Below are 1155 nucleotides of genomic sequence, written 5' to 3' on the forward strand. Positions count from 1 at the left end.
CTAAATACCTTTTCATAATTATGAGACTTCCATATTTCCTATTCCTTTCCAGCTACTTGCTGAGGCTGTATTCAAAAAGATCTTAATTTTTTTGATCAATTGCCACATGTACTGGCAACAATGATTTCGTGTGACCGTTTCATGCAATGACTGCCATAACCGTTCTATTTTATTCAACCAAGGCGAATATACCGGAAGAAATAACAGCGTTACCGTTGGATTTTGTGACAACCAATCTTCAACTAGCCGACTGGTATGGATTCTGTAGTTGTCTAAAATAATTGTCAGTGTTTTTGCGTGACGATAATGGGCTTTTAACTTTTCTAACATATTGATAAATAATTGAGAGTTTTTTCTTCCGTAACCGGTATAAACGATTTCTCGGGTTTGGACATGATAACAACCCGCAAAGTAATATTTTTGATTTTGGCCCGGAGTAATAATCCGTTTTTGCTGGCCCCTGAAACACCAGTCTGAACCCATCTTGGGGTTAAAGTGGATATCCACTTCATCTTCATAAAACACCGGATTTTCGCTTGAAGCCTGCAATAATGCCTGATTAATACGCACCATTTTCTCTTCATACTCCGGATCAGGCAGGTTTAATGTCGGGGCAGCCCGCCGCCAAACGATCTTATTTTGACAAAAGAACCGGTAAAGTGTACTGATTGAAATTTTCACATTAGCTATTTTTTTGATTTGTATGACAAAAAGTTCAAGACTCCAACGAGAGCGGATATATTTGAACTGCTGGGGAGAAAGCGTCAACAAATAGGTGATTAAAGGAAGGAGGCAGGTTAAGTTCCATCGGCGAGGACGTCCCGCAGGCTGACTTTGTAACCCTATCCAGCCGTCAGTTTTGAAACGTTTTATCCAGCGCCATACGGAAGATTCTGCGGCGCAAAGCGCTTCAGCGATTTGGCAGACCGATTTTCCCTGATAAGCCATAAGAATGGCCAGAATGCGAATGCTGTACTGTTTATTACGTGTTTTTTGTGCCGTTTTTTTCATCAGGCGCCGTTCATTACGGGAGATTGGTGGTAGGATAGGCATAACTCAGTCCTTCTTTTTGCTTTTTTGTTTGTGGAAAATCAAAATTCGCAAAAATTGGACTGAGTTTCTTTGATACTCCTACCATTTTGAAAAGGCATTTAG

The 1155-nt window shown here is 40.4% G+C and carries 1 protein-coding gene; it reads right to left on the reverse strand.

Annotation, left to right across the window (positions count from 1 at the left end; all coding sequences use genetic code 11):
* Nucleotides 1-18 precede the first annotated feature (18 nt).
* The gene (locus AAC147_RS05780) at nucleotides 19-1053 is read right to left on the reverse strand and encodes an IS630 family transposase (RefSeq protein WP_047685931.1); all 1035 of its coding nucleotides are present in this window, start codon (nucleotides 1051-1053) and stop codon (nucleotides 19-21) included.
* Nucleotides 1054-1155 lie beyond the last annotated feature (102 nt).

The sequence above is a fragment of the Xenorhabdus sp. NBAII XenSa04 genome (genome assembly GCF_963866145.1).
Classification (GTDB): Bacteria; Pseudomonadota; Gammaproteobacteria; order Enterobacterales; family Enterobacteriaceae; genus Xenorhabdus; species Xenorhabdus indica.